Genomic DNA, 25253 nt, shown 5'->3' on the forward strand with positions numbered 1-25253 from the left:
TTGACTTTTGGCACGCTGTTGAGTTCTCAAGGAACGGACACTTCCTTCGGACCGCCTTCCAGCGGGCCCTCCGGGCGCTTCGTTCTTTCGTGTTTCCAGCCTACCAGATGTTTTCCGCACCGTTTCCGGCGCCTCGTTCATCCGATCTGCTTTCCTTCGGCCTTTCGGCGTTTCCGACCCTAGCAGATCGCTCTGCGGTGTCTTTCGCGCTTCCGGCTCTCAGGAGGCTTTGTCGAATTTCAGTCCGAAGACCTCTCCAACAAGGTGAACTCTAGCCGAACCGCGCTTCACAAAGCGAATCCGACCGCAATCGACTTAAACACGCACAACAATTCGAGCGTAGGCGCACCGAGGTACGACTCAGCCGAGAAGAGGGGTGGTGATCGAGAGGATTGGCCGCTACGGGACCGTCCGCGCTCTTGCGTGTCCGGTGCTCCCAGGCGAGCGACTACGAAACACTACCCGCCCCTGCTGGCAGAGGCAAACGCCCAGGCCGGCCCGGTTCCGAGCGGTGCTCGCCGCCCGTGGGCGTTCCGGAACCACCGGGGCCGGCCGCTCCCATGGCCGGATGTGACAGATCGCCGTCATTGCAGTCATCCGGGCACTGCCGGGACGATGACGTCATGCCCACTCCGCACCGTGTCGTCATCGCGGTCTTCCCCGAGGTCGACCTGCTCGACGTCACCGGCCCGGCCGAGGTCTTCGCGCTCGCCAACCGGGAGACCGACGGCCGGGCGGGCTACCAGGTCCGCCTGGCCGGCCCCGAGGCCGGCGCAGTCGTCACCTCGGCCGGGGTCCGCCTGCTGGCCGACCTCACCTTCGCCGAGGTGGGGACCGCGGTGGACACCCTGCTGGTGCCCGGCGCGGTGGACCTGCGGCCGGACGGTCCGGTGGCCCGGGTCGACGACACCGTCGTGGAGTGGGTGAAGGAGACGGCGCCGCACGCCCGCCGGATCGCCTCGGTGTGCGTGGGAGCGCACCTGCTCGCGGCCGCCGGGCTGCTGGACGGGCGGCGGGCGACCACGCACTGGTCGACCGCGGCCCAGCTCGCGGCGGACCACCCCGAGGTGAGGGTCGACGCCGACCCGATCTTCGTCCGCTCGGGCCGGGTGTGGACCGGCGCGGGGATCAGCACCTGCATGGATCTGGCCCTCGCGCTGGTCGCCGAGGACCACGGCGAGGACCTGGCCCTGGCCGTGGCCCGGCAGCTGGTGATGTATCTGCGGCGGCAGGGCGGCCAGAGCCAGTTCAGCGTGCCACTGAGCCGGCCCGCCCCGGCCCGCAGGGACATCGACGAGTTGCGGGTGTTCATCACCGAGCACCTCGACGAGGACCTGTCGGCGGCCGCACTCGCCGGGCGCATGTGCCTGAGCGAGCGCCATTTCGCCCGGGTCTTCCGCCAGGAGACCGGCACCAGCCCGGCCGCCTACGTGGAGGCCGCCCGGGTCGAGGCGGCCCGCCGCCTGTTGGAGACCACTGACCAACCGCTGGAGCAGATCGCGGCGGCCGCCGGGATGGGCTCGGTGGAAACACTGCACCGCGCCTTCCGCAAGCAGATCAACACCACCCCGGCCTCCTACCGCCGCCGGTTCCGCACCACGTCCTGACCGCCCCGGCTCCCCGACTCCCCGACTCCCCGGTTCCCCGGCCCCTTCGACGCGTGAGGCGTCACCACGGCGGCCCCGCCATGCCCGTTTCCCGGCAGGCCCCCAACAGCTGTCCTCGGCTGCCGGCCCTTCCTGACCGCTCCCCCCGTCATCTGTCACCCGCCCGAAAGGACACCTCTCACCCATGCACGTCTCCACGACCCTGCGTCACGTCATCGGCCTCGACAACACGCCGCCCCGCCTCGGCGAGAGCACCCTGATCATGATCGATTTCCAGAACACCTACCGCGGCGGCGTCATGGCCCTGGAGGACGCCGAACCCGCCCTGGCCGCCGGCGCCCGCCTGCTCGCCACCGCCCGCGCGGCGGGCACGCCGGTCGTCCACGTCGTCAACGACGGCGGCGAGGGCACCCCGTACGACGTCCGCGCCGAGATCGGGGCGATCAGCCCCGAGGTGGCACCGATCGACGGCGAACCGGTCGTCGTCAAGCAGTTCCCCGACGCCTTCCACCGCACCGATCTGGAGAAGACGCTGCGCGAGCTGGGCGCCGGGTCCGATCTGGTGCTGGCCGGGTTCATGACCCACATGTGCGTCACCTTCACCGCCCAGGGGGCCTTCAACCTCGGCTACCGGCCCACCGTCGTCGCCGAAGCGACCGCCACCCGGTCACTGGCCGGGCCCGACGGTGGCACCGTGCCCGCCGCCGACCTTCAGCGGGCGAGTCTCACCACCATCACCGATCTCTTCGGCATCGTGGTCCCCACCGTCGACCACCTCACGGTCTGACCGCCTCACGGTCTGACCGCCTGGCCGTCCGAGCGTCCAACGCGCCCGAGACGTGGGGGCGGCCCCGGCGGTTCCGATCCGACGGGTCACGATCGCCAACGGGGCCGCCGCCCACCGGCCGAGGCCGTCGCCGCCGGACGCAGGGGGACCCGCCCCGGTGCGTAGAATCGCGCCCGGGGCACTGCCCGCAGCGTCGCGCGTACCCGCCCTCCCCACGACAGACAGCCGACTCCCTGGGGGAGACGATGCGCGACCTGACGATCGGTGAGTTCCTGCGACAGCTGGGTGCCCGGGTGCCCGCGCCGGGTGGTGGCGCGAGTGCCGCGCTGCACGCGGCGCAGAGCGCCGCCCTGCTGAGCATGGTGGCCCGCTACAGCACCGGCGAGCGGTACGCCGAGTCCCAGCACACGATCACCCGGATCCTCACCGAGACCGAGGAACTGGCCGCCGCCGCGCTGCGACTGGCCGAGGAGGACGCCGCCGCTTTCACCGCGGTCACCGACGCCTACCGGCTGCCCCGGGCCTCCGACGAGGAGCGGGCGGCCCGCTCCGCCGCCATCGTCCGCGCCCTGGTCGGCGCGGCCCGGCCGCCGGCCGCCACCATCGCGGTCGCCCGCCGCCTGGTCGCGCTCGGCGAGGAACTGGCGCCGATCGGCAACCGCAACGTCCTCACCGACGTCGCGGCCGCCACCGAGGCGGCCCGCGCCGCCGCCACCACCGCCCGGATCAATGTCGAGGTCAACCTCGGCGGGATCGAGGACGAGGCGGTGCGCGCCGAACTGCTGGCCGCCACCGCCGATGTCGACCGGATCGCCGCCGCGGCCGAGGCCGTCACGGGTGCGGTGCGTAAGGAGATCGCCCGGTGACCGCGCTCCTGCTCGCCGGCGGCCCGGTCGCCGCCCGGATCCGCGGCGACGTCGCCGAGCGCGCCGCCGCGCTCACCCGGCTGGGCCGCACCCCCCGGCTCGCCGTGGTGACCGCGACCGACGACGAGGCCAGCGCCTGGTACGTCCGCTCGATCGCCAAGGCCGCCGGGAAGGTCGGCATCGACTGCGACATCGTCGACCTCGGCGCCGAGGCCTCCGGTGCCGAGATCACCGCCGCCCTGGAGCGGCTCTCCGCCGACGAGGGCGTGCACGGTCTGATGCTTCAGACGCCGTTGCCCGGCGGCGCCCGGCTGGAGGACCTGGCCGGCGCGATCGTCCCGGCCAAGGACGTGGACGGTGCCAGTCCGCTCTCGCTCGGCCGCCTGGCCGCCGGCCTGCCCGCCTTCGCCCCGGCCACCGCCGAGGCCGTACTGACCCTCCTCGACCACTACCAGGTCGAGCTCCAGGGCAGGCACGTCGTGGTGGTCGGCCGTTCCACCGTGGTCGGCAAGCCCGCCGCGCACCTGCTGCTGGACCGGAACGCCACCGTGACGGTCTGCCACTCCCGCACCACCGACCTGGCCGCGCTGACCGGCACCGCCGACGTCCTGGTCGCCGCCGTCGGCCGGACCGCCCTGATCACGCCCGCGCACGTCCGCCCCGGCGCGACCGTGATCGACGTGGGCACCAACCCGACCGAGGACGGCGGACTGGCCGGCGACGTCGACCCGGCCGTCGCCGGGACCGCCGGCGCGCTGACCCCGGTGCCGGGCGGCGTCGGCCCGGTCACCACCGCTCTGCTGCTGCGGCACACCGTGCGGGCGGCCGAAGGCTGATCACCCCCTGCCGCGGGGGCCGGCCGGCGGACCGGGCGGGGGCCCGCGACCGGGTGGGCTCGGGCACCGCCGGTGCTCTGCTAATCTTGGCGGGCAGCGCGGGCCTATAGCTCAGACGGTTAGAGCGCTTCCCTGATAAGGAAGAGGCCACAGGTTCAAGTCCTGTTAGGCCCACCGCTGGAACCCCCGGACTTCTGTCCGGGGGTTCTTTCGTGGGTACCGGCGAAGCGGACGGCCCCGGGCGCGGCGGGCCACCCCGACGGCGTCGGTCAGGAGAGCAGACCGTTGTAGTCCGGCAGCTTGAAGGTCCGCTCGGCGTGGCCGCCGTCCAGGTCGGTCCAGTTGTTGCCGACGCTCGCGATGATCGTGTAGCCCTCGTTCTCGACCTTGACCCGCTCGTCCGTCTTGTACTGCTGGACCGGCTTGAAGAGGTCGCACAGGTCACGCCCGTGCAGCTCGTCCACGGTGTAGCCGGCCTCGGTCAGGCTGTGCCGGGTGATCGGGGCGATGAAGTCGACCCGCGCGGTGACGAAGATGATCGCGACCCCCCGCGCGCGGGCGTACTGGGCCAGCTCCACCACCGGCTTGATGCCCGACATCGCGAACGGGTGGAAGTGCGTCGCGAGCGTCGTGTTGTCGATGTCGAAGACGATCGCGCGCTTCTCGTTCGTCTGCTCGGCCGTGCGCTGCTCGACGTACGCGCGGGCCGGCGCGATCGCGGCGGTCACGTCGGCCAGCCACTGGGCCTCGGTCACCGTGCCGCTGCTCGCGGAGGCGGCGGCAGGCGCCTGCGCCGGAGCCGCGGCGGCCTTCGGGGCCGCCGCCGGGGCCACCGGGGCCGCGATCGCGGGGGTGGCGAGACCGGTGGTGATCGCGGCCGTCAGGACCGCGGCGGCGGCGAGCCGTGCCTTGATTCTCATATCGGCGATGTGGCCTTTCATCTGTTGGTCTGTTGGTCTGTTGGTCTGTTGGTCTGTCGGTCGAGGTGGCGGGTGGGGCGGTGGACGGCACGAGCCGCGACGACGACACGGGCGGAACGACGACCCTTCTCGAACAGCGGTCCGCGGCAGCCGCCCCTCCCCCGGGACCCCGGGGCTTCATGTCACGGTCATGCCAGGTGACGCGTCGGCAGGGTCCGCCTCCGGGCGGATCGACCGACCGTCCGGCAGCGGGTGCGCGGGCGGCGGGCGCGGCCCACTGGGCGAGAACGTACTGCAGTCAACGGCGCGCGCCAATACCCGGGAGTAACAAACAGTCGGCGAGCGGGCGAACAGCAAGGGGCAGGCCTTCGCCGGCCCGAGGGCGGAGTGTGCGCGCCGCCCCGCCCGCCACCCGCGCACGGCTCCGCGACCGGAGAACCGGCCCCGGGACGGAATCGGGCCGAGGCTGCCACGCCCCCTCCCGTGCGCACTTCGCCCGGGAACACCCGGCACTTCGCGCACGCCGCCCCTCGGAGCGTGCCGATCCGGTCGGGCACGTCGAACACCCCCCTCGACCGCCGCATTCCGGGTCGGCCCGGCCCTCGGCGAAACTCCGGGGCACACGGCGGTTCGTGAACGTGATCATCCCTCGCACGAGCGCAGGGCGCCGCCCTCCCCGCCGTCGAAGTCTCACCGGTCCGACGGGGAATACATTTCCACCGCATCCCGGAATTCCCGGACACCCGATGTCCTTCCGTGCGAATCCGGCGTTCCGGCCGGCCGGAACGCCGCTCCCCCGGCTCCCCCGAATTCCCGCACTCCGCCGCGCCCGGAAGAGCCGGTCCACTGTCACCCGATCTGCCCAACCACCTTCCCCCACAAGGCTCTTGCCCGAGTTCATACGGACTCGACACGAACTGTCGGTCCGGGTAAGGGCATTCGGCCACCCTGGCGCGAAGAGATCTCTTCCGCCTTTTCCGGATTTCTTACTACGATGCTCTGAGTCGGGCCCGCCACCCCGGTGGTCCCACGCACGAGGTATCGAGGCACCATGGCGGACGACCACGTACCAACGGCTACACCGCGCTATCTCACGATTCTTGACGAAGCCGCCCGGATCGCATCCGAACTCGGTCACGAATACGTCGGAGTCGAGCATCTGTTCCTGGCGATCCTGGCAGACCCGCGGGCGGTGCCCACCCAGGTCCTGACGGATTTCGTCCCCCCTGAGCAGGTGACGGCCGCCCTCCATGACCTCCTGTCCTCGCCCGGCTACAACACGCCGACCCGGGACGTGGTGTTCCCGCCCGAATAGCCGACGGCGAAACGGCGGGCACGACCACCGGGCCGGCGTGCGGCAACGCCTCACGCACGTCAACCGCTCATCGGGAAAGGACAAATCGTGTCAGGATCTCGATCCATCCGCTCCGTTCTGGTGGCCTTCGCGCTGGCCGTGGTGGCCCTGTTCGCCGTCCAGGGGGTCGCCGCCGCGGCCGCCCCCGAAGCCCCGTCGGCGAAGGTCGCCGCCGTTCAGGCACCCACGGTCGGTCCCTCGGTCCAGGAAGGTGTCACGGGGCTGCTCGGGACGTCCTGGTGCCGGATCGGCTCGGTGGTCTACGAGTGCTCCTCCATGCCGGAGTGCACCCCGGCCAAGGACGGCAAGACCTACAGCGACCCCAGTGGCAACGACTGGCGCTGCGGCCTCTGGAACGGTTACTGGGCCTGGGCCGCCCAGCAGGGCTGCATCGCACCCGCCGAGATCGCGACGAGCCTGGCCCAGCCGGGTCTGACGCCCTCCCGGTCGGCCGCGCCCGGGCGCGAGCTGCTGCTCTGCTGAGTCGTCCGGGGCGCGTCGGCCTGTCGTGCCGACGCGCCCCGGGCACGCCCACCCACCCCGCCCCCCCCGGCCACGCGATCAGGCGCAGGAGACATGAACCCGCTCATCGACCGCCGACTCATCCTCTCCGGCCTCGCGGGGGGCGCCCTGGCCCCGCTCGCCGCCGGCCCGGCGGCCGCCGCGAGCCCGGCACCGCCCGGGACACCGGACGGCCCCCGCGGCTTCACCCCGGGAGACTGGCACTCCGTCCGCGACCAGTTCCGGCTCTCCCGCGGCTACGCGCAGTTCGCGGCCTTCACGTTCGCCGCCCACCCGGCCGGCGTGCGCGAAGCCATCGCGACACACCGGAGCAGACTGGACGAGGATCCGAGCCGCTACCACCGGGAGAACGCGGACCGCGAACTGGCCGTCCGCACGGCCGCCGCCGACTACCTCGGTGTCCGCCCCCTGGAGGTGGCGCTGACCGACAGCACCACCATGGGGCTCGCCGTCCTGTACCAGGGACTGCGGCTCAGGCCGGGGGACGAGATCCTCACCACCCGGCACGACTTCCACTCCACCTACGAGGCACTGCGCCAGCGCGCGCTGCTGACCGGCGCCGCGGTGCGCCGGGTGAGCCTCTACGAGGACCCGGCCGCCGTCTCGGCCGACCAGTTGACGACGCGGCTGCTGGCTGCCGTGACCCCGCGCACCAGGGTCCTCGCGCTGACCTGGGTCCACTCCGGCACCGGCGTCATGCTCCCGATTCGGATGATCACCGACGCGGTGGCCGCGATCAACGCCCGCCGGGACGCGGCCGATCGCCTCATCGTCTGCGTGGACGGCGTCCACGGCCTCGGCGCGACCGACACCGTGGTCGCGGACCTCGGCTGCGACTTCTTCGCCGCCGGCACCCACAAGTGGCTGTACGGGCCGCGCGGTACCGGGATCCTCTGGGGACGCGAGGACGCCTGGCCCCTGGTGCAGCCGATCATCCCGAGCTTCGGCTGGATCCGCGAGGAGCCGCCGCCGGTGGTCGACCCCGGCCTGATGGCCACCCCGGGGGGATTCCACACCTTCGAGCACCGCTGGGCCCTCCCGGAGGCGTTCGCCTTCCACACCGCCATCGGCCGGGAGCGGATCGCGCGCCGCATCCGCTCGCAGGCCCGGCAGCTCAAGGACGGACTCGCCGCGATCCCCGGCGTCCATGTCGCCACCCCCCGTGACGACGCGCTCTCCTGCGGCATCGTGTGCTTCTCCGTCACCGACCGGACGCCCCGCCAGGTCGTCACCCGCCTGGAGTCCGAGCACCGCGTCCTCGCCGACGTCACCCCGTACGGCGGCGCCCTGGTCCGCCTCGGCCCCAGCCTGGTGACCGACCCGCAGGAGGTGGACCGGGCCGTCCACGCGGTGGCGACGATCAGCCGAACCTGACCGGGCCACCCGGCCCGGCCGCCCCGGCTGCGGGGGTTCCTCAGTCCCGGTCGGCGGTCCCGACGGCTTCAGCCACCCCGTAGGACCCCAGGAGCAGCAGCTGGGATCCCTGCGGTGAGCAGGTCGCGCTCCGCATCGACCTCGTCCTCCTCGCCCTCCTTGTCCTCCTCGTCATCGGCCACCTGGCCGGGGTCCGCGCCGAGCGCGCGGTGCAGAAGCGTCTGCAGCAGATCGAGCGGCACGCAGCCGAGGTACTTCCGCAGCGACCACCCCAGCCAGCGGTCATGCTCCGGCTTCCCCGCACCCGCGAGATGGCGAACCGCCGCGAACACGGCCTCCGCGTCATCCTGGGTCTGCGCGTCACCCAACCCGCGGAGCAGCGGAGCTCCGTAGGCAGGGTGCGTACCGGTGTCCATCCGCAGGGCGAGACGGGCGAACCTGACCGGGTCCGCCGTCGTCATGCTGTGCAGCACGTGCGACTGTTCCAGGGCACCGCCCGTGAAGGTCACCCAGTCGGTGTGGTCCCGGCTGTGCTTCCTCATGGCGCTCAGCCACTGGTCGTCGGTCATGTGCCGCGCCGATTCCGACGGGATGGGCGGACCGAGGAACCCGCTCGTCATGCCCGGTGGCGCGTCCGGTTCCCGCAGGCCGTGGTGACGTCTGCGAAGTTCCCCGAGCCGACGCTCGGCCCCCGCGGAGAGCCGCTCCTCAGGAAGGGCCGACAGCAGGGTGAACTCGTGCCAGGGCGAGAGCCTCCCGTCAGGAGGAAGCCGCAGCATCGAACGCGCGACAGACGAGGACGATGCGCATCGCGGGATAGGCCGCCGCCTCGCCCACCAGGTCGGCCACCGCGTCGAAGGTGTCCGGGATCCGTCCTGACGCGAGGCTGACAGCGTCGAGCTGGTCCACGATCAGGACGCAGGGCCTCCCGGCCGCCACCGCACCCCGGGCGCTGACCGGGGAGACGGACAGGCCGATCCGCCGGCCCAGCTCATGCGTCGAGGCGAAGGGATCCAGCCGGTCGAGACGGAAGGCGAGGACGGGGCTCGCCCGGGTGTCGAGCGCGGCGAAGGCCTGGTACAGCACGGCGGTCTTGCCACCTCCCGCCGCGCCGGTGAGGAGGGTGAGCCGCTTCGTGCCCGTCGTGACCGACTCCACCAGCCGATCGGCCTCCTCGCGGGCGATGGTGGGCCGAAGCAGGGCACGTCCGTCGCTCGCCGCCCATCGGTTGGTCGCGCCGCTCACCTCGTCCCTCACCGCCTCGCCGTCCAGCCGGCCGGCCCGCCGCAGACCGTACTCGGCCAACCCGGCGGTCATGGCCGGCGCGTCGAGCGTGGTCCCGAGGTTGTTCAACAGGAGGTCGCCGAGGGCCAGTGCCGCAAGCCGGCCCGGCGCTCCGGCCAGGACCTGTCCGGCCAGGGCCGTGTTGATGGTGACGATGTCCCGTTCGTTGTGCCACCCCACCCACAGCCCTCGCAACAGGCGCCATGCCGTCGCGCGTGACCCGTAGACATCGGGTGCGGCCAGGGCGTCGAAGGGGCCTTGCAGCTCACCCGTCAACCACTCGGCCTCGAAGGAGGCGAGGCTGTCCGCACGACGGGCCCGGTCGGCCAGCTCCTCGATCGGGCGGGCGGGCACGAGGGAGACGAAGTGGTAGTCGCGGCCCGCGTCGACGTGGTCGCGCAGGTGCTTCCAGATGTCCTTGTCCCGGAGGGAGGCCACATTCCAGCTGTTCGCATGACGGTTCTGCCGTTTGACCTGGTGCACCTCGATCCGAGCACCCGCCCGGTAGACGAACTCCACGCCGTCGCCCACCGTGCGGGCGCTCGGCTCCAGGGTGAGCGAGGTCCCCATGCCCAGGAGCACGTACAGGGCGTGCCTGACCGTCCAGGCTCCCTCGTAGCGGTTGCCGAACTTGTCCGTCTCGCCTCCCGGCCGAGGTACCACCGCGCCGCTCCCCTTCCGTGGCGACTCCATGTCGTGGCCACACACCTGCCCGAACGCCGGACGCGCCGGTCCGAGACGCCGGCCGGCCGCGCCGGTGCGGCGACTCCCTGTTGATCAAGCCCCCCCGGACCGGTGGTCGAACACCGGTCGCGACGTTCCACCGTCCTCGTCTTCGCTCCCCTCTCGTTCCATTACGGGCCCCTGCGCCCGCGATACCACCTGGAGTTCTCGTGCCCTTGAACGACCTCTCCCGCGCTGCCCGCTTCGCCGCCGTCTACGCCCTGATGCGGGCAGCGGCCGACGTGGCCGACCACTGGATCCAGACCGACCACCAGGCCGGCACCAAGGCCCAGCACGACGACTCCCCCGGGCAGTCGGGGGCGGCCGGGCACCGCGCCTGCGCGGCCCACGTGGCCTCCTACACCGCGGCTCAGGCCGCCGTGCTCCTGCTCGGTAACCGGACGCTCGGGCTCGGGCTGCGCCCCTCCCGCCTCGCGACGGCGCTCGCCCTCTCCGCCGCCAGCCACTACGCCGCCGACCGTCGCAGGCTGCTGCACCGCCTGGCGCACGCCACCAGGGGAGGCCGCTTCGTCGACCTCGCCGATCGCGGAATGAACGGGGCCTACCTGATGGACCAGGCGTGGCACCACGGATTCGAGGCCTGCGCCGCGGTCATCGCCTCGGGCTGACGGGTGCGGCCGGCCCCGGCCGCACCCGTCAGCGCCCGCGGATCAGGTGCCGATCCGGGCCACGCACCTCGCCCAGCGGTCCAGATCGACCGTCAGCAGCCCCTTGCTGTAGAACCGTCCGATGGAGAGGCCGTTCAGCAGCCTCCCGGCCCTGCGGTGGCCCATCCGCAGCCCCTGGGCCAGCTGGTTGCGGCTGACCCTCAGCACGACCTGGCTGGCCCGCCCCGCACTCAGTCGCTGCTGGTGGCGGACCAGCGGCCGCACCAACGCGGCCAGGCGGACCTCCGGATCGCCGAGCCCCTGCACCATCTGCGTCTCCAGGTTGCGGCCCCAGAGGTACTGGGTCAGCAGGCGCTCGGCCTGCGCACCGGAGAGGAACTGGTCGAAGCACCCGGCTTGCGCAACCGCCACCAGGCACCGGGTGTGCGCGATGACCTGGGCCGCCCTGGGCGCAGTGGGGTCCAGCACCGGCGCCTCCCCGATGAGGTCACCCCGGGAGCGGAACGCCTCCACCCCCACCGCCCCGTCGGCCTCCAGGCGCTCGACCCTGAGCACACCGCCTTCCACCGCGTAGACCTTGTCCGAGAAGGCACCCTGTTGGATCAGCGTCTCGCCCGGATTGATCACCTCTCGCTCCCACCCGCCGATCGTCCCCACCCAGCGGCCGTCACCCATCAGGTCCCGGAAGGTACTGCCCCGGCCAAGGCCCCATCGCTGTCCATCTGAACTGTTGACCATGGCAGGCAACGGTAGGACATGGGTCGTCATCTCTCGCTGATTTCAAGGGTGTTGTCACCGGTTTCGGCCTTCCCGTCCGCCTTGCTGCTATTCTTCCGAACTTTTCTCCCCGGGCGGCACACCTCCTACCGCGTACACGTACCACCACTCGCGCCCCGCCCATAGCGCCAACGGCATAACCGCGAGCCCTTCCCCGGGCCGACGCTGTAGGGCAGCAGGACAGGGACCGGCGCGACAACCGACAGCCGGCCAGAGCAGCACGCCCCAGGAGGTTCGATGACCGACTCCACCCCCAGCCGCGACACCCTCACGGGAAGTCGCCCGCCCCTCGACCTCACCGTGGTGGTACTGGATCAGGAGGCATTCACCCAGCGCCCCGGAGCGGACCAGGCCGAGCTCAGCGCGCTGACCGGCCGACTGACCGACGAGGCCCTCTCCCGGGCCGGCCTCGAAGCGGTCCGGGACAACAAGTTGTTCTTCCGCGACACCGGCGACGGGCTGGTGTTCGGGTGCTCGTCGGACCACCTGACGGGTCTGCTGGACCGGTTCCTCCCCGAGCTGGAGAGGGCCCTCGCCCACCACAACGCCGCCCCCGGCGGCGCACCGGTGCGGATGCGCGTCGCCGTCACCCGCGGCCCTCTCCCGGCCGAAGGGGGGCCGGGCGACGGCAACGGGACGGCCCGCAACGAGGCCCACCGGCTGGTCGACGCCGACGTGCTCAAGCGGGCCATGGAGGTGGCGGACCCGAACGTCACCTTCCTGGCGGCGATCGTCTCCGACCGCGTGTACCAGGACGTCGTGGTCTCCAGGTACTGCAGGCTGCACCCCGCCCGGTTCGTCGGCGTGGTGGCCACCGTGACGGGCAAGGTCTTCCGAGCTCCGGCCTGGATCCACATCCCCGTGCCGTCGGCCGGTCTGCTCACCGTCCCCGCGGACGCGCCCACGTCCAGCGCCCCGTCCGAAGGCCGGACACCCGCGGCACCGCAAGCCGGCGGCCCTTCCGGCCACCAGTACGAGCCCTGGCCGGGGCAGGGGGCCGGCACCGCCCAGCAGGTGTACCAGGGCGTGGCCGTGGCGCACCACGTCTCCGGCGACGTCACCCTCTCGTTCCCCGTGGTGGCGAACCAGTCGGAGCGGAGCCGGTGACACATGCTCCAGCCGGCAGCCCGGATTCCCCCTCCCCCGGCCCGGACGGCACCGGCCGCCGGCTGACCCAGATCGTTCACCAGGGCATGGCGGTGAACGAGGCCGTCAACACCACTATCAACATCACCTTCCAGTCCCTGCACGAATGCCGCTCCCGGCACGCGTGCGACAGCCCGTTCTCCCACACCGCGCGCCGGCTCGCCCTCGTACTGGACGACTTCGTCCTCGGGCTGCGCACCCAGCTCCTGAGGTTGGCCGGTCCGCCGGACCGGCCGGCCTCCCCGCCCGACCCCCGAGGAGGTACCGACCGATGGCGATAGTCCCCCTCGTCCCTTCCGTCAGCGGCGTGTTCGCGGTCATCCACCGCCAGGTGACCGGCGCGTCGCAGCCGAACCCGGCGCACCTCGTCCTTCCCGGCCCGGAGGACGAGGAGCCGCTCCGGCTCTCCCCCACCGAGGCGTGGCAGCGTCTCTACGGCCGTGACCGCGACGCCGACACGAACCGTGCGATCTGGCGGTGCGCCGTCCGGCTCGCCCGACAGGAATCCGGCGGTGCCGACGCCCCCGCGGGCGGTCCGGTGTCCGGCTGGCGACTGGTCCTGCTCTGGCTCGCCGTTCCCCGGCTGCGCTCGACGGTGCGCCGGCTGGGGTGGGAGTTCGGCCTGGAACGGGCCGAGTTGGAGTCCGCGGCGGTCCTCGGCCTGCTGGAGCAGCTCGACGGGACGGACCCGGACCACCCGAAGCCCGACGCCCCGCTGGTGGGCTCCGCCGTGCGGCACTGCTGGGCGCTGGTCCGCCCCGCCCTCCGTGAACGGGGCGTACGCGACATCGATCAGCTCGCGGACATCCGGCAGTCCTTCCCGGACCCCGCGGAGGAGCTGGCCTGGGAGCTGTCCGTCACGCCACCGGACCGCCCGGACGGCTTGGCCGCACCCCTGCGCTTCATCGCCTCGCGGGAGAGCGTCGAAGGTGTCCGGCTGGGAGCCCTGGCCGAACGCCTCGGCCTGCGCGAGGTCGTCCACCAGGCCCGGAGGCCGAAACCCGGGCCCCGGCTCGGCACCCTGTCGGTGCGGCCGGCGGAGGTCCGCCGATGACTCGCCGGGACGGTACGACGATGACGTTCCCCGAGGTCTTCGGCCTCCCGCTGGCCGTCGACCTGCGCACCGCCGCCCGGGCGTTCGACATCTGTCTGGGGACGGCATACCGCCTGATCGCCCTCAACTCCTTCCCCTGCCCGGTGCTGCGGGTCGGCTGGTGCTACCGGGTGCCGACCACCGGCCTGCTGCGCGCACTCGGAATCGAGCCGCGCCCCGTGCAGGCCGTCGACCTCCTCACCGGTGCCGAGTACGCCGCACGGCAGGAACGCGACCCGTTCACCCTCGATCTGCTGCAACCGGAGGACTTCGCATGACCGCCACGCTGCCGTACGCCCGGGACCTGCCCCAGCCGGCGGCCCCGTTCCCCCCGCCCGTCGGGGGGCAGCCGGAGGAACGCCGGAGCTGCTTCGTCATCGGCCCCATCGGCGACCGCCACGCGAGCGTCGGCTCGCCCGCCCGCCAGGCGTACGAGAGCGCCCTGCAGGTGTTCGAGAAGGTCATCCACCCGGCCTGCTCCCTCGTCGGCCTCGAACCCGTACGGGCCGACCAGATCTCGCACACCGGTGAGATCACCGAACAGATCTGCCGACGGCTGCTGGAGTCGGAGCTGGTCATCGCCGACGTGAGCGGCGGCAACCCCAACGTCATGTACGAACTCGGTCTCCGGCACACCACCGGCCGGCCGGTCGTCCATCTCGGGGAGTTCGACCGGCTGCCGTTCGACATCGCCCCGATCCGCACGATCAAGTTCGAACGAACCCGCAGCGGCCTCATCGAGGCCAGGGACGAGCTCGCCGAAACGCTCGCCCGGGCCCTGCACGAAGGATTCACCCCCCTCACCCCGGCCCGGATCCTGCGCGGCCTGCCCGCCACCACCGAGGAGACGGCGCACGGGACGGGCTCCGGGAGGGACGGCGCCGAGGAGGACGCTCCCGGGCTGCTGGAGCGGTTCGCGGAGCTCGAACCGGGCATGGAGGCGATGGCCGAGGACCTCACCGCGATGACCTCGCTGATCACGAACATCGCCGAGCTGGCGGAGAAGTTCGGCCCCGACATGCAGCGCGTCGCCCGGGACGGCAGCCCGATGAGCGCCCAGCTCGCCGTCACCAGGCGGCTGGCGACCGCGATGGGCGAGCCGGCCGCCGAACTGAAGGCGACCGCCTGCCGGTTCACGGACCGGATGACCCAGCTCGACTCCAGCATCCATGCCGCGCTGGACCTGTACGAGAAGATCCCGCCGACCCTGTGGAGCACGGACGACCACGGCTTCCTGTCCCAGCTCGTCGGCATCTCCGGGGCGGCCCGCGAGGGCGCGCAGACGCTCGCCCTCTTCCGGACCGTGGTGGACGTGATGATCGCGATGCACCGCGAGCTGCGCGGCCCGGCGAACGACATCGCGACCGCCGTGCACCAGCTCGGCGACGCGATGACCAAGGTGGGGATCTGGGACCACCGGGCCCGCGCCCTCCTGACCTGACCGCACCGGGGCGGGTCGGCCTGCCGGCCCGCCCCTCCCGGTGGACACCGGATGCTCCGGGCCGGCCACCCACCCCGGCCAACGGCTCGGCAGGCCGACGTCCCAGTCCCCCGACGAAGCCCGAAAGGCATCGGCCCGTGACACCACCCGACGACGAACCCCCGCCCCCCACCGACCTGCCCGACGAGGGCCTGGTCCGCCGCGCCAAGGCGCTGGCCTGCACAGCCCCCTTGCAGACCCTCGACGCCTACAAGGGCTCACTGGAAGGCATCGACGCCCGCGGCTACCAGATGTCCCAGCTGGGCCTGCACGCGATCGACCAGATCACCGTCGCCATGGACTTCGACCACGGCGCGGACCCCGACCGGGTCCTCGGCCAGCTGACCCGGTACGCCGCGCTCCAGCAGCCCCGGCACACCGACGAACAACACCGGCGGATCGCCGAATGGGTGCTCAACAAGCTCATCAACGTCGGTACGGTCGACCGCGGCTTCCGCCAGATCTGCGGCCGGATCGACGACGACGGCTACCGGACCTTCGCCTTCGACTTCAAACTGATCGAGGAGAGGTCCGCGGGTGGCCGGCTGCACCTGCGGACCACCGACGAGGCCATCAACGTCCTGGTCGGAGCACTCGACACGGACGTCGAATCGTCCCAGGTCGCCGCCGAGCACAAGCTCAGGAACCTGATCGAACGCGGGCGGCTCGACGACGCCAAGGTGGCGGCCGAGCAGGCCCGGCACCGCACCGTGCAGTACGGCGAAATGCTGCGCCGGCAACTCGACGCGACCCGGCGCAACGTCCGCACGGTGGACTGGGAGAACGAGATCCCGGACCTCCTCCACGCCGCGCTGACGCACATCGAGGGTCGCTACGTCATGGAGAGCCAGATCCTCGGGCACATCACCCGGCGCCGGGACGAGGCCGACAACCCGCGGTACAAGCAGCGCGCCGCCGAACTGGTCGTGATCGTCCGTGAGTGCATCGGGCGTCACATGCGACTCCAGAAGCATGTCCAGGGCGCGGGCGCGGTGTTCCGCCGGGAGCAGGACCGGCAGGAGTTCTCGGGGCCGCCGCAGCGCGCCGCGCTGGATCTGTTCGGCCAGTTGCTGGTCCCCGCGTTGGAGCTCCCGGTGAGCCTCGCCCTCCCGGTCCTGGCCGACTACTTCCGGGCCGCCGTGGCACCCGACCCGCCGGACTCGGTGTCGTTGGCCTCGATCGTCACCCGGTTGTGCCGGTCCGGCCCGTCGGAGCCCCCGCTCGGGGCGGCCGTCCCCGAACCGGAGCTCCGTACCACCGTCGACACGGCCGACTTCACCCCCGAGCAGCACCTGCTCGGCGATCAGGTCCTCGACCTCGACCGGCCCGAGCGGCTGGGCAACCTGCTGGCCCGGGCCCGCCTGACGGCCGGCGCCGAGGTGGCCAGGCTCGTCCTCCACCGGGCCGGACAGGCCTTCGCCGCCTCGGTCGGCAGTGCGGTCAGCAGTGGCGCGAGCCATGTCCTGCTCGCCTTCCGGACCGGCGAGGAGCTGGCGGACCCGGAGTTCGGGGGTGACGACCTGCTGCTGGCGCGGGCGGAGATCGACCGCGCCGCCCTGTCCGCACGGTCCCGTCCGTCCACCGCCCCGTTCCGGCCGGCCGCGTACGAGGAGTACGCCGGGCCCGAGAAGTCCCCCGACCCCGAGGAGCACCCGTGACCACTGCGGATCACATCGCCGACGCCGAGGCGGCGGCCCGTCTGATCGCGTACGGACTGCGGACCAGGAAGGTCCCCGGCCGCGACAGCGACTACCTCCGCCTCACCCGGCGGTACCGGCAGGACACCGAGTTCCGCACCCTGACCGATCGCGTGGGTCGCGGGCTCGGACTGTCCGTCCTCGGCAGCGACAGCAGCACCGAGGCACTGGTGCTGGCGGCACTGGACGGTTCCGTGTTCGAGACCAGGATCGAGGACTACGCGCGGCGGGCCAAGTACCGGGGCGAGCGCGGCGACCACGAGAAGGTCCTGCACGGCCTCATCCACCTGGCGATCGCCGCGCTGGCCTTCCCCCGGCCGGACGACCTCGCCCAGGACGGCTTCATCGGACGGGTCGGCATCGACATCGTCGACTCGACCGTCCGGGACGTCTGCCGGCGGCTCCAGCAGCGGGCCGCCGAAGCCGAGCTGGAGACCGACGCCGCCACCCACACCCCGGAGCTCGAGGAGGTGTGGCGGGTCTACTCCCGACGCCCCGAAACCTCCCGGACCAAGGACAGCCGGGCGGCCGTGAACTCGACCCGCGCGATGACCGGCCGGGCGCTCAACTTCCTCACGGACTGCGGCTTCCTCACCGCGGTCGGCGAAGCCACGGACGGCAACTACCGCACCACACCGCGGTATCAGCTCCAGGTGCGCGAACTCGCGGCCACCAACGCGTTCCAGGAGCTGCTCAGGATCACGCCCGTCCCCATGACCGGTGCCGCCGGCACCCTGCGGGTCGTCCCCGGCGACCACGACGAAGATCTCACCCTGGAGGCGACCGATGTATGAACTCTCCCGTGTCCTGGTGCGGTCGGTGGGACCGGCCGCAGCCCGCTACGAGGACGTGCTGATCGACCTCAGCTCGGCCGGCGCACCCGTGGCCACCACGTCCACCACGCTGTTCGGCGAGGACGAGCCGGTCCTCCGGCCCTCCCCGGCGAGCGTCCTGCACCTGGAGAACGGCGGCGGGAAGTCGGTACTGATCAAGCTGATCTTCTCCGTCGTGCTCCCCGGCCACCGCCAGGCGGTCGGCACCTCCAGCACCCATGCGCTCAGCAGCTTCGTGCTGGAGGGCGACGTCTCCCATGTCGTCCTGGAGTGGGTACACGCCAAGAGCGGACGGCACCTGGTCACCGGCAAGGTCTCGGCCTGGCGCAACGGACGACCCTCCAAGGACCTCAAACAACTGACCGAGTGCTGGTACCACTTCCGGCCGACGGAAACCCTCGGGCTGCGGACGCTCCCGATCGTCGAGAACGGCCGCTACCGCGCGCTCTCCGACTACTGCGACCGGATGCTGGCCGCGGCCGAGTCCGACCCGGCCCTCGAATACTCCTGCGTCCGGATCCAGAAGCAGTGGACCGAACGACTTTCGGACCTCGGCCTGGACCCCGAGCTCTTCCGCTACCAGCGTGCCATGAACGCCGAGGAGGGCGAGGCGGCCGACGCGTTCTCCTTCTCGGGGGACGATGCCTTCGTCAACTCCCTGTTGAGCGCGGTGCTGCCACCCGAGCCGGCGGAGGAACTCGCCGGTGTGGTGGGCGCCTACGCCGACAAGCTCGCCGTCCGGGGCAGTCTCGAACTGGAGCGGGAGTTCGTCCGCGGGGCCCTGGAGCACCTGCCGGCCCTCGCGGAGGCCCGGCGGACCCGCCTGACGGAGAACGCGCGCCGGGACGAGGCCCGGGTACGACTGGACGAACACCTCCGACTGGTCCGGGTCCGCGCCGATCGGGAGCGCCACCGGTCCGAGGCCTTGCGGGCCGAGAGCCGGAGCCTGGCCGACGCGCTGGAGCAGGAGACCAGGCGCCACGCCCAGCTGACCGCGGTGACCGTCGAGCTGCGCCGGCTGGTGTCCTCCATGCGACTGGACGAGGCGCGGGACGAGGAGGCGCAGGACCGGGACACCGTCCGGCGGGCCAAGCTGGCCGAGAGCGGCTGGGCGGCCGTCCCGACGGCACTGCGCCGTCGCGAGGCCGTGGCCGAGGACCTGCGACTCAGGCAGATCATCGCGGAGACCCACGAGGCCGCCCGGCCGGCCCTGGCCGCCAGGGACGCGGCGACGGCAGCCCTACGCCGCTCCCTCGTCGGCCTGCGTGACCGCACGGAGCGTCAGGCGGACGAGGCCGAGGCGGCCGGCCAGGAGCAGGACCGCCTCGCCCTTGAGGCGCAGGCCGAACACAACACGGCGGTGGCCCGCGCGGCGGACCAGACCGCCGAGGCCGCTGTCCGCCGCGAGAGCATCGAATCCGTCCGGCAGGACCTCGCGACCGCGGTGGCAGAAGGCCGGCTGCCCACCGGAACGACGGCCGCCGAGGCCGCGGAGGGCGCACGGGGGCGGGTCGCTCAAGCCGAGGCGCACGTCACCGGGCTGGAGGCGTCGCTGGCCGACCTGGACCTGGCGTACGGACACGCGGAGCAGGCCCTCGGCTCGGCACGCGACAGCTGCGCGGCCGCCGACGAGGCCTTCCGCGCCGCCGAACGCGAAGTCGCCACGGCCGCCGCTCGAACGGCGTCGCTGGCGGCCGATCCCGACCTCCCCGGCCCGGCCGACGGCGGTGCCGTGGATCTCGACCGGGACGCCGCGGACCTGCTCGCCCGTCTGACCGGGGTCCGCCGCGAGGTGGACACCGCCCAGGCCGCCCTGCAGGTGGAGATCGCCGGGGACGAACGGGCTCGGACGACCTTGGAGACCGCGGAGTTGCTCCCCGCGTCGGTCGACGCCGTCCGGGTACGGCAGCGGCTCCAGGAGCAGGGGATCACCGCCTGGACGGGCTGGGACTACATCGCCTCGGTCGGCAGCGCCGAACGGCGGCGCCAACTCGCCCACCAGGCACCCCGACTGGCCTCCGGCGTGGTCGTGAACGACCGGTTGGACGAGGCGTGCGACTCGCTCAGGAACAGCCGGCTGTGGCCCACCGACCACCTGGCCGTCGGCACCACCGCCCATCTGCTCGCCGCCCCGGAGGACGACGACGAGCTGTTCACGGTCCCGGTCCATCCGGCGCTGTACGACGAACGGGCCGCCGACGAGGAGCGCGTCCGGCTGGCCGAGCGGCATCGGGAGCAGGTACGGCAGCAGACCGAACTCCGGGACCGGGCCGAGCGGTACGCGGCGTTGTACACCCGGCTCGTCGACTGGCGCCGGGAGTTCCCACCGGGGCGTTTGGAGGAGCTGGGACAGGAACTGCGGCAGCGTGGGTCCGAGGCCTCGGCCGCCGGCGTCACCCTGACCGAACGGCAGGCCTGCCTCGACGTGGTCGCCGAGGAGCGCGCCGCCGTCGGCACGGCGCTCCCTCCGGCGCGCCGGGCGCTCCACGCGGCCGAGTCGGCCGTGCACGCACTCGAACGGTTGGCGGAGCAGGAGGCGCGGATTCCCGGCTGGGAGAGCGCCGAGCGGACGGCGCTGGAAGGCGCCGCGGCGGATCGCGACGCCGCAGGGCGGGCGGCCGAACACAGCGCGCGCAGCCGTGTCCTGGCCGCCGACCACCGACGCACCGCCGACACCCTGCGCGGCACGGCGCAGCGCCTCCTGGACGAGCTGAACACGCTGCCGCCGGAGGGCGGCCCCCAGGACGGAGCCGAATCCACGGCGGAACAGCCGGTCGAGGTGCTGCGGCGGTCGTTCGCCGCCGCCTCGGACGAGCTGCGGCGCGTCTCGGTCGGCGAGGACCTCAAGGTGAAGGCGGCACTCGCCCGCGACCGGCTCGCGGCCGCGGACCAGGAGTTCGGTGACCTGGCCCCGGCAGTACGCCGGCAGGCCGAACAGCTCCTGGCCGGTCCCGAGGCGGCCGACGCGGTGTCCCGTGCGCTGGCACGGGAGGCTGCCGCACGAGTCACCCTCTCCGCCGAGGAGCGGCTCGCCGAGTCCGCCGGGCTGGCGGCGGTCCGCAAGGCCGACTTCGCGGCCTTCGCGGAACCCGCCGAACCCGTCGACCTCACGCCCTTCGGTCACCCGAGGCACCTCGCCGAGGGGCTTTCGCTGGCCGCCGAGGCGGAGGCCGCCCGGGACCACTGCGAGCGGCTGTGCGGGGAGGTCGGCCACCGTAGCGAGCGGGCGAGGCAGCGGGCGAGGGAGGCGGCCCGGGAGGCGACGCTCTTCGCCGACCTGTCGACGCTGCTCGGCTCGGTGCCGGGGGGTGAACCGACCCCGGAGGAGCCGGCCTTCGAGGGCGACGCCTCGGCCGCCCGGCAGCGCCACGACGCCGTCCAGTCACGGTTCGTCGAGGCCGACGAGGCACTCGCCGGGGCCACGCTCGACGAGCGCGCCCTGACCGACCGGCTGGTGCGGCACGCCGTCGACGAGCGGTTCGCCACGCTCCACCTGCCGAACCGCTCGATCATCGTGGCGACGGACCCGACCGAACTGCCCGCCCATGCCGCGCATTGGAGCGGTCTGCTGCACCAGAGGCTGCGTTCGCTGGAGACCGACCTGGACTCCATCGGCCGTCACCGGCAGGCCATCGTCGGCCAGCTGCGCCAACAGGTGGAGGAGGCTCTGCGGGTGGTGCGCCGCGCCGAGACGCTCTCCAAGCTGCCGGACGGGCTGTCCGAGTGGTCCGGCAAGCCGTTCCTGCAGATCGGGTTCACGCCCGCCGAGGACGGCGCCCTGACCGACCGGCTCGGCACCGTCGTCGACGAGGTCTCCGTCGAGGCCGCCCATGGTCGGCCGACCAGGCGCGACGGCCTGTCCCTGGTTCTGCGCGGGGTGGCGTCCTCGGTCGGGGTGTCGGGTTTCAAGGTACGGATCCTCAAGCCCGATGCCGTCCTGCGCGATCAGCGCGTCCCGGTGTCCGAGATCAAGGACGTCTTCTCGGGCGGGCAGGTGCTGACCGCGGCCATCGTCCTCTACTGCACGATGGCGGCCCTCCGGTCGAGCGAGCAGGGCAGGACCCGGCACCGTCACTCGGGGGTGCTGTTCCTCGACAACCCGATCGGACGGGCGTCCGCCTCGTACCTGCTGCGGCTGCAACAGTCGGTCGCGGCCGCCCTGGGCGTTCAGTTGGTCTACACCACTGGCCTCTTCGACCTGAACGTCCTGGAGAACTTCCCGTTGGTGGTCCGGTTGCGCAACAGCGCCGACCTGGCAGCCCACCGCAAGTACCTGACGGTCGAGGACAGCCTCCGACCGCTGCTGGACGGTGCCCAGCCGGGGGACGAGGGCGCGGAGATCGCCGCAGCCCGGTACTACCGACGTCCTTCGGGGAGCGACCGTGCCGAAAGCTGATCCCACCAGGCTGAACACCGCCGACCGGAAGTTCCTCACCGCACTCCGCGAGCGGTCGTCCGCCGGCAAGCGAAACGCCGCCGCCTGGCGCAAGCTCGCAGCCCCGGTGGTGAAGGAGCTCCACCACGAGCTCTTCGGCCGGGCCGGGGACGAGACACTCACCCCCCGGGTTCTGCTCGACACGCTGACCCGGCTCAAGGAGGCGGGAGAGGTCGAGTTCGTCGCACGGACGGACCAGGAGCGCGTCGAGCTCCCGGTGAGCATCCGAGTCCGTGAGCAGCCGACGCCGCGCCCCGAGCGGCCCGCCATGCCACCGCTGCACCCGGACCTGAGCCGGGTCGCCTCCGAGTGGCAGCTCAACAGCCGGAAGCCGAGACACCTGGCCGCCTACATCGCGGTCAACGCATGGCTGACGGGCGATCCGGACCTGACCCCGCTGCCGATGTGCGAGCGATCGCTCGAAGTATTCGGCAGCCCGTCCCACCTCGCGCACTTCCCGGAGCCGGAGAAGACCCTGCGGGACCTCTCCTTCGGCTGGCTCTTCTCCGACCAGGTGCATCTCCGGAAGTTCCTGCACATCCTCCGGGCGGAACCCCCACTGCTCAACGAGTGGTACCCGGCCAAGCCGCACGAGCGCGGCTTCACCACGATGGAGCGCGGTGACATCCTCTTCGTCGTCGAGAACTACACGACCTGCTGGTCCCTGACGAAGGCGCTGGAGAGCGTCGACCACCGGCTCGGCTACCTGGCCTGGGGCATCGGGAAGTCCTTCTCCTCCTCCGTGCGCAGCATCCGCCCCGATCACGGGGTGGGGGCGATCAGGTACTTCGGAGACCTGGACGCCAGCGGCCTCGCCATCCCGGTCCGGGCCTCCGAGAAGGCCAGGGCGGCGGGACTGCCACCGGTCACGCCCGCCGCCCACCTGTACGACGCGCTCTTCCAGGTCGGCACGGCCCTTCCCGGCAAGGAGGATCCGCTCCCCCGGGCCAAGGCCGAGGAGCTGGCCGCCTGGTTGCCGGAGCGACACCGCGCGCACGCCGTCGATCTACTGGTCCGCGGCGAACGCATCGCACAGGAGTGGGTCAATCTGCGCCACCTGGATTCGTCGAGCGCCTGGCACACCGACACCCGGTGAACCACCCGTCGCCCCCTGGGGGCTGCGCCGCGCCGGCGACTGCCGAGGACCACTCACGCACCGGGTTCGAGGTCTCCCGTTCCCAGCCCCTCACGGGCGATCTCGGCGAGTCGTTGCGCGGCTTTGGCCAGCCGAGTCGCTTCGCGTTCCATGTCGAGCAGGGCACGGAACGCGGTGCCGTAACGGCGCTGGACGGTGAGTTCGCGCTGAGGAATGCGGGCGCCTTTGACGTCGAGGCGGTAGGAGCCGCTCTGGGACGTGGAGCGGCGGACGTTGGGACCGGCCCGAAGGAACCCGTCGAGGTATTCGGGGTCGATCTGGTCGCCGAGCACACGGGCTTCACCCTCGTGCAGTTCGACGAGTCCGGCCCGGGCGAGGTCGGAGACGGTGACGGTGGCGCCGTCCCACAGGTCCGCGCCGTCACCGCGGCGCAGCTCGGGCAGCCGGCTGTGCAGCCCGGCGAGCGCGTCTGCGAGTTCGGAACGCGCCTCTTCGTACTCGTTGGCGAGCTCGTGTCGAACCGTCGGCAGGTGAACGGCCGGGGTGAGATCGACGACATCGTCGAGGAGGTCGACCAGCGAAATGTCGACGGTCTGTGCATCGGTCGGCCGCAGCGAGCCGTCCGGGGCGTTCTCGGTCAGGTCGATCAGGCGCACGGCGGCCGGGCGCGGTTCGCCCTCCTTCGGTCGCTGCAAGGACCATAGGTGGACCGGCAGGCTGTGCCCGGCGGCGACACCGCCGGGCAGGGCGACGACCTGGCGGACGATGCCTCGACGGACGAGTTCGGCGCGAATGCGGCGCCCTGCCTTGCGGTACGCGACGGAGGCAGGGAGGACCATGAGGACCTGGCCGCCCGGCGCGGTGTGCGCGTAGGAGTGTTGAAGCCAGGCGAGCTCGCCCTCCGCCCGGGACGGCGTGCCGAACTCCCAGCGGTGGTCGAGCAGGAGTTCGTCCCGCCCCCAGTCCCCGGCGGCGACGGGTGGATCACAGAGCACCAGGTCGGCGGCGAGCCCCGGGTAGCCGTCGGCCCGCAAGGAGTCGCCGTGGGCGATCCGGAGATCGCCGAGCCCGGCCAATGCGGCGCGGGCGAGAACGATGTCCACCGCATCGGTGTCACTGTCCTGGCCGAGCCGGACCAGCCGGCGCTCGGGCTCCACCGCGAGCAGCAGGGCGCCGATGCCACAGGCCGGATCGAAGACCGTACGGCCGGGCTGGAGTCGCGGCGCGAAGTGGCTGACCGCGCGGACGAGGAGCGGGGAGGTGACCTGGTCGGATCCGGTGCGGCGAGCGGAGTCGGCCATGCGGTCGGTGAGCGCGCGCAGCGCGGCGTTCGGATCCGATTCGCCGGCGAACCGGTCCAGCAGGACTTGCGCCGCGCTGGGCAGGCGCTCGCCCTCCTGCACGGTGGCGGTTCCAGGGGCGCCCGCCGGCGCGAGGTGCCGCGCCGCGGCGGCCACGGCGGCGACGGTCGCGTCGCCGTACGCGGCGCGCAGCGCCTGCCAGGCCTGGACCTCCAGGGAGACGTCCTGGTGCCGGTCACGTCGTCGCAGCCATTCCTGGACGGCGGGCCAGGCGAAGAGCGGACTGGCGGCGCTCCCGGCCGCGGCGGCCGGGAAGTCCTCGTAACGGCGTCGCCAGTTGGAGACCGCGGCCCGGGTGACGCCCGCGAGGCGGGCGATCTCGGCGCTGGTGACGAGCGTGGGCGGCTGCTTGTCCTCGGTGGCTGGTCGGGGCGTGACGGGGTCGTCCATGGACGTCACCGTACACGCATGCACCCACATTCACAGGGGGACG

At 72.5% G+C, this 25253-nt stretch carries 22 protein-coding genes and 1 tRNA gene; 18 read left to right on the forward strand and 5 right to left on the reverse strand.

The window, feature by feature from the left end; translation table 11 throughout:
• Nucleotides 1-623: 623 nt before the first annotated feature.
• The 5 genes from ACIQTO_RS32195 (at nt 624) to ACIQTO_RS32215 (ending at nt 4270) form a co-directional block, all read left to right on the forward strand.
• Nucleotides 624-1607, forward strand: a complete 984-nt coding sequence (locus tag ACIQTO_RS32195; protein WP_402395584.1) for a GlxA family transcriptional regulator — start codon at nt 624-626, stop codon at nt 1605-1607.
• Between the two features lie 184 nt (nt 1608-1791).
• A complete protein-coding gene (locus ACIQTO_RS32200) occupies nt 1792-2394 on the forward strand; it encodes an isochorismatase family protein (protein ID WP_402395587.1) in 603 nt (200 codons plus the stop codon).
• A 245-nt stretch (nt 2395-2639) separates the two neighbouring features.
• Nucleotides 2640-3260: a cyclodeaminase/cyclohydrolase family protein gene (locus ACIQTO_RS32205; RefSeq protein WP_402395590.1), complete on the forward strand. Its 621-nt coding sequence runs from the start codon at nt 2640-2642 to the stop codon at nt 3258-3260.
• Nucleotides 3257-4096 (forward strand): bifunctional 5,10-methylenetetrahydrofolate dehydrogenase/5,10-methenyltetrahydrofolate cyclohydrolase, encoded by an 840-nt coding sequence (locus ACIQTO_RS32210; RefSeq protein WP_402395593.1) that lies wholly within the window; start codon nt 3257-3259, stop codon nt 4094-4096. The genes ACIQTO_RS32205 and ACIQTO_RS32210 overlap by 4 nt, the downstream gene beginning before the upstream one ends.
• Before the next feature lie 100 nt (nt 4097-4196).
• Nucleotides 4197-4270: transfer RNA gene (locus ACIQTO_RS32215), tRNA-Ile, on the forward strand.
• A gap of 95 nt (nt 4271-4365) precedes the next feature.
• Here the strand turns inward: ACIQTO_RS32215 and ACIQTO_RS32220 are convergent.
• Nucleotides 4366-5016 (reverse strand): HAD family acid phosphatase, encoded by a 651-nt coding sequence (locus tag ACIQTO_RS32220; protein WP_402395595.1) that lies wholly within the window; start codon nt 5014-5016, stop codon nt 4366-4368.
• A gap of 1051 nt (nt 5017-6067) precedes the next feature.
• Here ACIQTO_RS32220 and ACIQTO_RS32225 point away from each other — a divergent pair.
• From ACIQTO_RS32225 to ACIQTO_RS32235, 3 genes are all read left to right on the forward strand, one after another.
• Entirely contained in the window at nt 6068-6331 is a 264-nt protein-coding gene (locus tag ACIQTO_RS32225; RefSeq protein ID WP_402395598.1) for a Clp protease N-terminal domain-containing protein, read from the forward strand.
• 87 nt (nt 6332-6418) lie between these two features.
• Nucleotides 6419-6853: a hypothetical protein gene (locus ACIQTO_RS32230; RefSeq protein WP_402395600.1), complete on the forward strand. Its 435-nt coding sequence runs from the start codon at nt 6419-6421 to the stop codon at nt 6851-6853.
• A 93-nt stretch (nt 6854-6946) separates the two neighbouring features.
• A complete protein-coding gene (locus tag ACIQTO_RS32235; protein WP_402395602.1) occupies nt 6947-8266 on the forward strand; it encodes an aminotransferase class V-fold PLP-dependent enzyme in 1320 nt (439 codons plus the stop codon).
• Between the two features lie 68 nt (nt 8267-8334).
• Here the strand turns inward: ACIQTO_RS32235 and ACIQTO_RS32240 are convergent, their stop codons facing one another.
• Both ACIQTO_RS32240 and ACIQTO_RS32245 read right to left on the reverse strand, forming a co-directional pair.
• Nucleotides 8335-8835: a hypothetical protein gene (locus ACIQTO_RS32240; RefSeq protein WP_402395604.1), complete on the reverse strand. Its 501-nt coding sequence runs from the start codon at nt 8833-8835 to the stop codon at nt 8335-8337.
• A gap of 190 nt (nt 8836-9025) precedes the next feature.
• Nucleotides 9026-10243, reverse strand: coding sequence for a hypothetical protein (locus ACIQTO_RS32245; protein WP_402395606.1), 1218 nt, complete (start codon nt 10241-10243; stop codon nt 9026-9028).
• Nucleotides 10244-10443: 200 nt separating this feature from the next.
• Here ACIQTO_RS32245 and ACIQTO_RS32250 point away from each other — a divergent pair, with 200 nt between their 5' ends.
• A complete protein-coding gene (locus tag ACIQTO_RS32250) occupies nt 10444-10902 on the forward strand; it encodes a hypothetical protein (RefSeq protein WP_402395608.1) in 459 nt (152 codons plus the stop codon).
• Nucleotides 10903-10944: 42 nt separating this feature from the next.
• On the opposite strand, the gene ACIQTO_RS32255 is transcribed toward ACIQTO_RS32250, so the two are convergent.
• A complete protein-coding gene (locus ACIQTO_RS32255) occupies nt 10945-11577 on the reverse strand; it encodes a Crp/Fnr family transcriptional regulator (RefSeq protein ID WP_402395611.1) in 633 nt (210 codons plus the stop codon).
• A 339-nt stretch (nt 11578-11916) separates the two neighbouring features.
• Between ACIQTO_RS32255 and ACIQTO_RS32260 the strand changes: the two genes are divergently transcribed.
• The 9 genes from ACIQTO_RS32260 to ACIQTO_RS32300 all read left to right on the forward strand — a co-directional run bounded on the left by ACIQTO_RS32260 (nt 11917) and on the right by ACIQTO_RS32300 (nt 23459).
• Nucleotides 11917-12786 (forward strand): hypothetical protein, encoded by an 870-nt coding sequence (locus tag ACIQTO_RS32260; protein ID WP_402395613.1) that lies wholly within the window; start codon nt 11917-11919, stop codon nt 12784-12786.
• Nucleotides 12783-13106 carry a hypothetical protein gene (locus ACIQTO_RS32265; RefSeq protein WP_402395615.1) on the forward strand — a complete coding sequence of 108 codons (324 nt, stop codon included), beginning with the start codon at nt 12783-12785 and terminating at the stop codon, nt 13104-13106. Before ACIQTO_RS32260 ends, ACIQTO_RS32265 begins: the two co-directional genes overlap by 4 nt.
• Complete coding sequence (locus ACIQTO_RS32270) at nt 13097-13879, forward strand: hypothetical protein (RefSeq protein WP_402395618.1); 783 nt, start codon at nt 13097-13099, stop codon at nt 13877-13879. The genes ACIQTO_RS32265 and ACIQTO_RS32270 overlap by 10 nt, the downstream gene beginning before the upstream one ends.
• Before the next feature lie 20 nt (nt 13880-13899).
• Nucleotides 13900-14196: a DNA-binding protein gene (locus ACIQTO_RS32275; protein ID WP_402395621.1), complete on the forward strand. Its 297-nt coding sequence runs from the start codon at nt 13900-13902 to the stop codon at nt 14194-14196.
• On the forward strand, nt 14193-15359 hold the full coding sequence (locus tag ACIQTO_RS32280; RefSeq protein ID WP_402395624.1) for a hypothetical protein: 1167 nt from the start codon (nt 14193-14195) through the stop codon (nt 15357-15359). The genes ACIQTO_RS32275 and ACIQTO_RS32280 overlap by 4 nt, the downstream gene beginning before the upstream one ends.
• Nucleotides 15360-15496: 137 nt before the next feature.
• The gene (locus tag ACIQTO_RS32285) at nt 15497-17056 is read left to right on the forward strand and encodes a hypothetical protein (RefSeq protein WP_402395626.1); all 1560 of its coding nucleotides are present in this window, start codon (nt 15497-15499) and stop codon (nt 17054-17056) included.
• Complete coding sequence (locus tag ACIQTO_RS32290) at nt 17053-17889, forward strand: hypothetical protein (RefSeq protein WP_402395629.1); 837 nt, start codon at nt 17053-17055, stop codon at nt 17887-17889. The genes ACIQTO_RS32285 and ACIQTO_RS32290 overlap by 4 nt, the downstream gene beginning before the upstream one ends.
• On the forward strand, nt 17882-22324 hold the full coding sequence (locus ACIQTO_RS32295; protein WP_402395631.1) for a hypothetical protein: 4443 nt from the start codon (nt 17882-17884) through the stop codon (nt 22322-22324). Before ACIQTO_RS32290 ends, ACIQTO_RS32295 begins: the two co-directional genes overlap by 8 nt.
• On the forward strand, nt 22311-23459 hold the full coding sequence (locus tag ACIQTO_RS32300) for a hypothetical protein (RefSeq protein WP_402395633.1): 1149 nt from the start codon (nt 22311-22313) through the stop codon (nt 23457-23459). Before ACIQTO_RS32295 ends, ACIQTO_RS32300 begins: the two co-directional genes overlap by 14 nt.
• A gap of 53 nt (nt 23460-23512) precedes the next feature.
• Here the strand turns inward: ACIQTO_RS32300 and ACIQTO_RS32305 are convergent, their stop codons facing one another.
• Nucleotides 23513-25210 carry a class I SAM-dependent DNA methyltransferase gene (locus ACIQTO_RS32305; RefSeq protein ID WP_402395636.1) on the reverse strand — a complete coding sequence of 566 codons (1698 nt, stop codon included), beginning with the start codon at nt 25208-25210 and terminating at the stop codon, nt 23513-23515.
• Between the last annotated feature and the right edge of the window lie 43 nt (nt 25211-25253).

Origin of the sequence: Kitasatospora sp. NPDC091207, from assembly GCF_044768625.1 — a bacterium.
Lineage (GTDB): Bacteria > Actinomycetota > Actinomycetes > Streptomycetales > Streptomycetaceae > Kitasatospora.